This window comes from Streptomyces sp. NPDC096132, from assembly GCF_044763345.1.
Taxonomy (GTDB): domain Bacteria; phylum Actinomycetota; class Actinomycetes; order Streptomycetales; family Streptomycetaceae; genus Streptomyces.
Window position 1 is genome coordinate 1 of record NZ_JBIWGA010000074.1, and the last position, 5,311, is coordinate 5,311.

Here is a 5,311-nt window from a genome sequence, read left to right on the forward strand (position 1 = left end):
CTAGCTGTACCACTGGTTCCTGGCGAAGGCGGTCGTGTGCGGCATGGATGCGGCTCCCGTCGTTGGGTGATGGCGACATCGTCGGGAAGGGCGTCAAGGGGACGCAATACTGCTTCCGCCTCACGGAAGGTTTGACGTAAAAGGCCTGTTCAGAGGGCTGATCTGAATACGCCTCGGTGCTCGACCTCAATGGAGGGTGCCGCCAGGTCTTCCGTTCTTCGCCTGCGGCTCATGTCGCTGCAGTGTCGATGATTTACAACGAATGACCGATCTGGCCTTGTTGTGGCAGTTTCCTGGCTGCGTACGGCTGGTACAGCGGCAGAATTCGCATAGCTGCAGATCAGGGTTGATCGTTGCCGTGACGGAAGGCAGGCGGGGTCGAATCTGGGTCGAATGCGATTGCCTTTTGCCCCTTCGGTGGGTTGTTGCAGGCCAAGGGCATGATCAGACGCCATGTCGCCTCCACCGACGAAGTGCTAAGCGTGCCGGTGCCCCTGAGGGGTGTCGAATGCCGCCCAGGCGCGCTCCCACTGTGTCCTCCGGCGCGCATCCAGTCGCATGCGCGCGACGCACCAAGCGCCCAGCACCAGCACACTTGTACCTACGCCGGAGGCCGCTCCCAGTGCGATTCCGTGCCACTTGGCCTGAACGGTCGTGGGCGGCGCAGGCTGGATACGGTCGGCATCGTCGAGCCACACCGTGGTGTGCGACCCTGCCTTGCTGCCGGCCGCAACCGAGGCCCTGCCGGATGCGGAGAAACCACGTGGCGTGGTCCACCGCACGGTCGCCCGTGCCTGATTTCCGCCCGGCGTCCCGGAGAGCCGGGACGGGACCACGGTGGCGTCCTCGATGAGTTCCGCGGTGACGTGATGCAGGCCGCGGGCCTGGCCGAGCGCGGACCGCTCGGCCGCTCCTGCTGCCGTCACACCCACTGCCGGTGCCGTGAGCAGCACCACCACGCCGATCCATGCTTCGAGGGCATCGGAGCGGCGCTTGAGGGGATTGCGCCGCCAGCGCCACAACCACATCCTGCTCTTCCGCTTCGGCATGTGTCCGCTTCTCCGTGCGTCCCGGTCTCGGTCCATGCCGGTACGGTGGACGATCCGCAAGTGCCGGAGACAGGGGCCATCAGGTCGGCACGGTGGGGCCGTTGGGCCCTGCGGCGACGGCCGAAGGGCTCAGCCGCCGGGCAGGCCTGGCGGCCGTGGAGGGCAGGGGGCGCGAACCGGCTGGTGGTGTACGCCGACCGTCCGCACGGTCACCGCCCACTGCGAACTCGACGGCGACATCACGGTCGAACGGGGCGCCGCCGAGGAGGACGGCACGGCAGCCCTCCGGCGCATCGCGGGACGCGCCGACGACGCGGTGCTTCTGGCCGGGGGCGCCCCGACCGTGCCGCCGCCTGTGCTCGCGCCCCGCGGGAGGCGGGCTACCGGGTCCGCGGGCGGTGACCGAACATGTGCTCGGTGCCTGGGTTCTCGCGGCGACGGAGGGACGGACGGTGGGCCCACGGCCGACCCTCGCACCAGGGCGTTCGCCGTAGCGCGCCGCGTCCGTCACTTGGCTGCCCCGCAGCCTGCGCGGCCGAGGGGGACGACACCGTACGTTCGCCGTACACGGCCTACAGTAACCGCCGCGGGTGAGGACGGCCGCTCGGCCCTGCGGTCCGAACTGCTGCGGCGCCCCTGGCCGGGCATCACTCGCACGCACACGGTCCACCGGATCAGGAGAGCGCCTCCGAATCGAACACCCCGCGGACGTCGCCCCGAGGAGAGGCGGGCCCCTCGGGGCCGTACCCGAGGCGGATCACCATCTGCGCGTGGGCGGTGCGGGCGGTCGGCGGCGATTCGAGCTGTCGGCGCAGGTCGGGCCATTCCAGTGCCTGGTGCAGGAGGGAGGTCCGGATGCCGTGGACGGTGGCGGTGAGCAGGACCCGCTGGAGGGCCTGACCTGCCCGGAGCCAGTCGGCCCTGCGATCGTGCAGGGTGGAGAGTACGGCGATGGCGGGCTGTTTCTCGAAGGTGCGGGCGGGCAGCCCGTGAGGCGTTCGGTGAGCGCCGAAGTCGCGCATGGGGACGGCTTCCCGGAAGTCCTGCGGGCCGAGTGCCTCCGGTGGCATGCCGAGGCCGCTGCCGTCCCTCGCCCGCACCCAGCGGCGGCTCTCCTCGGCTCGGTCGTGATCGGTGACGTTGCGGTGCTCCGCCTCGCGGGTGAGCCGGAGAAGGTGGTCGGCGTCCGAGGGGGAGAAGTGGGTCAGGGTGGCCCCTTCGGCCTGGGCCGCCTCGGTGAGTTCCGCGAGTGCCGTCACGGGCAGTGGGCGCCCGGAGAAGGGGAACCGGCTGCTGTGGCGGCGCCGGACGGCGTCGTAGAGACCGGGGAAGGACCCCCGGGCGGGGCCGCCGAGTCGTACGGCGGCGAGCAGGTCGGGCCGGTCGGGGCAGGGCAGCAGCCGGGTCACCGGCTCTCGGCCGAAGTGCGTGATCGCCACCCTGAGGTTGAACACCGCGCAGCCGACCGAAAGGTGGAGACCACGGCCGACCGGGTCCGTGTGGGGCAGTCCCCGGTCCGTGTTCGCGTAGATCCGCAGCGTGAGCGTCTCCGGGTCGAGCCGGAAGCGCCAGGGCTGGGTGTTGTGGATCGAGGGGGCCGCGACAGCGGCGGAGACCATCGTCTCCAGGGCCTGGACGTCGAGGACGGCGGAGGACACGGCAGGCTCATCCCCTCACTCTGCGGAAAGGTTGCGCCGGTATCGGCGGTCGTCCCAGCGTCCCGTGCGGGGTGCCGTCGAGGCAGGGGCCGTCCGGCCCATCGGGGGTCCCGATGGGCCCGTTCCTCACGTGCTGCGGGGCCGGCCGGTGTCCGGCTGCTCCAGGTGCGAGGCGAGGACCGCCGCCTGGACCCGGCGCTGCACGCCCAGTTTGGCCAGCAGGCGGGAGATGTGGTTCTTGACGGTCTTCTCCGACAGGTAGAGCTTCCTGCCGATCTCCCGGTTGGTGAGGCCCTCGCCGATCAGGGCCAGGATGTCCTTCTCCCGTGGCGAGAGGCCCGAGAGTTCGGACGGTTCGGCCGGGGGCTGCGTGGGTTCCGTGCGCAGCGAGCGCATCAGCCGGGCCGTGGTCGCGGGGTCCAGCATCGACTGGCCCGAGGCCACCGTGCGGACCGCCGAGACGAGGTCGGAGCCCTTGATCTGCTTGAGGACGTACCCGGAGGCCCCGGCCATGATCGCGTCGAGGAGCGCTTCCTCGTCGTCGAAGGAGGTCAGCATCAGGCAGGCCAGCTCCGGCATCCGGCTGCGCAGTTCGCGGCAGACGGAGATGCCGTTGCCGTCCGGCAGCCGTACGTCGAGGACGGCGACGTCGGGGCGCAGGGCGGGGCCCCGGGCCAGGGCGTGGTCGACGGTGCCGGCGTCGCCGATCACCGTGATGTCCGGTTCGGCGTCGAGCAGGTCGGCCAGACCACGGCGGACGACCTCGTGGTCGTCCAGCAGGAACACCCGGATCGGGTGCTGCTCACTGAAAGTGCGTGGCTCCGGCATGGCGGCCCCTCGTTCCCCGGCGGAGGACAGACCGTCGGCTGTCCAGGGTGCCGATCATCACGCGCGGAGAACGAATGCACTAGGGCCGACCGGCCCCACTCACGCGGAACTACTGCTTCCGGTGTCCGCCGTGTGCGTGTCCGTGTCCGTCGGCCGGCCCCGGTCGGTGAGGTCGAAATCCACGTCCACCACTCCCTCGACGGCGCGGACCAGCCGTGCCGCCACCGGCACCAGCGAGTGGTCCCGGACCCGGCCGACGAGTCGCACGGCGCCGTCCCGCACCTCCACGCGCACGCTCGAGTCCGGCGGCGGGAACAGGTAGGACACGACCTCGCGCCGTACCTCCTCGGCGATCTCCTCGTCGGCGCGGAGGAAGACCTTGAGCAGGTCGGCACGGCTGACGATGCCTTCGAGCATGCCCACGGCGTCGACGACGGGCAGTCGCTTGACCCTTGCCCGGGCCATGGTCCGGGCAGCCTGGGCGAGGGTGGCGTTGGCGTGGACGGTGAGAGCAGGGGAGGTCATGAGCTCCTCCGCGGTCACGCCGCCGGCCTTCGCCAGATCCGTGAGGCGGCGCAGCTGCGTATAGCGATCGGGATCGCTGTCGCGGAACTCCTCCTTGGGCAGCAGGTCCGCCTCGGAGACGACGCCGACGACCCGTCCCTCGCCCTCGATGACGGGCAGGGCGCTGACCTTCCAGTCCTGCATCAGCTGCACGATCTCCTTGAACGGGGCCTTACGGCCGATGGCGGCGACGGTGTGCGTCATGACGTCGCTGACGATGTGCGGGGTGCCGTGCATGGCCACTCCTTCGGTAACCGTTCGGGGCCGGCCGGGTCAGCCGAGGCTGCCGGAGCCGTAGGGGGCATACAGGTCGAGGAGGCGGATCCTGGCCGAGCGCAGACGGTGGGCGAGAACCTGGCCCACCCACTGGCTGACCTCGTTGCCCAGGGCCGGGTCGTCCTGGCACATGGACCGTACGGCCGTGGCGTCGAACTCGTAGGCCCGCACGGGTGTGGTCGCCTCGGCGCCCATCTGCCAGACGTGCGGGGGAAACAGCCAGGACCAGCCGACCAGTTCGTTGTGGCCGAGGTTCTCGACGACGGCCGCCCGGCGGCCCGGCACGCGCATGTCGATCTCGACACCGCCGGTGCGGATGATCCAGAAGCGGTCGGCGCGTCCGCCCTCCTCGAACAGACGTGTTCCCTGGGGGAAGGACACATCCCGGGCGGCGCGCATGAGCCGCTCGCGGTGTTCGTCGGACAGCGAGCGCAGGATCCTGGGGGCGGAGGTGGCGTGCATGACGTGCCTCCCGGCGGGGCTGGGATCTTCCAAGGCCAGCATGTGCCCGCTCGTTGGCGAGGTCCATGGGCCACATGGTCCTGTGATCGGGCCGTTCAGTACCAATCGGGTGTTTTCGCCGCGACACAGAAGATCACGTGAGCAGGCGCCACGTGCTGATTCGCCTGCGGCCAAGTCGAGTTGGGCTGCACGGACCCGCCGTATCGGGACCTTCGGGACCGCCGCGGGGCCCGTGTGGCCGCTGCCCTGATCCTGCGTGGCGCAGAAGCATCCTTCGCGGATCGACTCATCCGCAGCGACTTGCACAAGGAGCACAGCCATGCCCAGGACTTCAGCGACCGGTGACCGGGCGGCGCCCGAGCCGAAGGCGGCGCTCGGGCTTCCGGCCGCGTCCGCGCTCGTGATCGGGACCATCATCGGCACCGGAATCTTCGCCCTGCCGTCCGCCCTCGCCCCGTACGGGCCTCTCTCGCT

The 5,311-nt window shown here is 70.6% G+C and carries 5 protein-coding genes; all 5 read right to left on the reverse strand.

The genetic code is table 11. The features are described 5' to 3' along the window. Positions 1-476 precede the first annotated feature (476 nt). The 5 genes from ACIRF9_RS52300 to ACIRF9_RS52320 all read right to left on the reverse strand — a co-directional run bounded on the left by ACIRF9_RS52300 (position 477) and on the right by ACIRF9_RS52320 (position 4,837). Positions 477-1,049 carry a hypothetical protein gene (locus ACIRF9_RS52300; protein ID WP_403837689.1) on the reverse strand — a complete coding sequence of 191 codons (573 nt, stop codon included), beginning with the start codon at positions 1,047-1,049 and terminating at the stop codon, positions 477-479. Positions 1,050-1,723: 674 nt separating this feature from the next. After that, positions 1,724-2,707: an Acg family FMN-binding oxidoreductase gene (locus ACIRF9_RS52305; RefSeq protein WP_403837691.1), complete on the reverse strand. Its 984-nt coding sequence runs from the start codon at positions 2,705-2,707 to the stop codon at positions 1,724-1,726. A gap of 126 nt (positions 2,708-2,833) precedes the next feature. After that, entirely contained in the window at positions 2,834-3,535 is a 702-nt protein-coding gene (locus ACIRF9_RS52310) for a response regulator (RefSeq protein WP_403837693.1), read from the reverse strand. 99 nt (positions 3,536-3,634) lie between these two features. Then, the gene (locus ACIRF9_RS52315; protein WP_403837695.1) at positions 3,635-4,336 is read right to left on the reverse strand and encodes a CBS domain-containing protein; all 702 of its coding nucleotides are present in this window, start codon (positions 4,334-4,336) and stop codon (positions 3,635-3,637) included. 36 nt (positions 4,337-4,372) lie between these two features. Further along, on the reverse strand, positions 4,373-4,837 hold the full coding sequence (locus ACIRF9_RS52320; protein ID WP_403837697.1) for a cyclic nucleotide-binding domain-containing protein: 465 nt from the start codon (positions 4,835-4,837) through the stop codon (positions 4,373-4,375). Positions 4,838-5,311 lie beyond the last annotated feature (474 nt).

Coding starts and splice junctions, on each gene's coding strand:
- ACIRF9_RS52300 (WP_403837689.1), bottom strand. CDS start 1,049: ATGCCGAAGCGGAAGAGCAGGATGTGGTTGTGGCGCTGGCGGCGCAAT.
- ACIRF9_RS52310 (WP_403837693.1), bottom strand. CDS start 3,535: ATGCCGGAGCCACGCACTTTCAGTGAGCAGCACCCGATCCGGGTGTTC.
- ACIRF9_RS52315 (WP_403837695.1), bottom strand. CDS start 4,336: ATGCACGGCACCCCGCACATCGTCAGCGACGTCATGACGCACACCGTC.
- ACIRF9_RS52320 (WP_403837697.1), bottom strand. CDS start 4,837: ATGCACGCCACCTCCGCCCCCAGGATCCTGCGCTCGCTGTCCGACGAA.